The 1,370-nt window shown below is 56.4% G+C and carries 1 pseudogene and 1 other annotated feature; the pseudogene reads left to right on the forward strand.

Annotated features, from left to right (window positions below):
• Window positions 1-51: 51 nt before the first annotated feature.
• Window positions 52-1,329 (forward strand): annotated as a pseudogene (locus tag EV660_RS18490) (IS3 family transposase).
• Window positions 345-461: a sequence feature (AL1L pseudoknot), on the forward strand. It overlaps the preceding pseudogene by 117 nt.
• Window positions 1,330-1,370: the final 41 nt, after the last annotated feature.

Here is a 1,370-nt window from a genome sequence, read left to right on the forward strand (position 1 = left end):
TGAACCGCCCCGGGTTTACCGGAGGGCAAAACTCTCGGAGAATTGCCCATTATGGAACAGAATCGAAAGAAGACCTCAAAGCCGTATTCACCTGAGTTCCGCGCGCGTGCGGTGCGGCTTGTCGCGGAGCATCGCGACGAATATCGAAGCGACGCAGCAGCGCATGCTGCGATCGCCAGCAAATTGGGCTGTTCGCCAGACAGTCTTCGCGAGTGGGTGCGTCAGGCCCAACGTGATGGTGGCGAGCGGCCGGGACCGACCAGTGCTGAGAAGGCTCGTATCAAAGAGCTTGAACGCGAGAACCGGGAACTGCGTCAGGCCAATGAGATCCTGAAGAAGGCGTCGGCGTATTTTGCTCAGGCGGAGCTCGACCGCCCGTTTCGCAAGTGATTGCTTTCATTGAAGATCACAGGGGGGAGTTCGGGGTCGAGCCGATGTGTAAGATGTTACAGATCGCCCCATCCACCTATTATGAGCGGCGCGCCATCGCGCGTGATCCTGATCGGGCGTCAGTGCGGGCGAAGTCTGACGCGGAGCTGTGTATCAAGATCAATGCGGCCTGGGAGGACAACCGCAAGCTCTACGGCGCGCGGAAGATCTGGCATGTCTTGCTCAGAGACAAGCAGGACGTTGCACGATGCACGGTGGAACGGTTGATGCGCCGTTTGGGCCTGAAGGGCGTGCTTCGAGGCAAAAAGATTGTCACAACCAATCCTGACAGCTCACAGCCGTGCCCCGACGACAAGGTGAACCGTCACTTCAAAGCGGATCGACCCAATCAACTCTGGGGTCGTTCATTGTGGCGCCATTGGTTCAAGCCCAATGGACGACGATTTCACCTACGTGCCCACTTGGTCGGGAACAGTGTATGTGGCCTTCGTAATTGATGTTTTCGCGCGTCGCATTGTCGGCTGGCGTGTCTCGACATCCATGGCGACACAGTTCGTTCTCGATGCTTTGGAGCAAGCGATCTGGCAAAGAAAAACGCCTGATAACAAGGAGCTAATCCATCACTCAGATCGCGGATCGCAATATCTGTCGATCAAATACACCGAGCGCCTCATCGAAGTCGGCATCGATCCCTCCGTCGGAACCGTCGGCGATTCCTATGACAATGCCTTGGCAGAATGCGTTATCGGGCTGTTCAAAACCGAGGTCATCAACCAGATCGGCCCGTGGAAATCGATGCGCGAGGTCGAATGGGAAACACTGAAATGGGTCGATTGGTATAACAATCGCCGGCTGCTCGGCCCCATCGGATATGTCCCGCCAGCAGAAGCAGAGGAGGCGTTCTATGCAAACCTGAACACACTCGATATGGTCGCCTGAAATGTGAACAAATCACCCTCCGGTAAACCCGGGGCGGTTCA

It is taken from the genome of Roseinatronobacter bogoriensis DSM 18756 (assembly GCF_004366635.1).
Classification (GTDB): domain Bacteria; phylum Pseudomonadota; class Alphaproteobacteria; order Rhodobacterales; family Rhodobacteraceae; genus Roseinatronobacter; species Roseinatronobacter bogoriensis.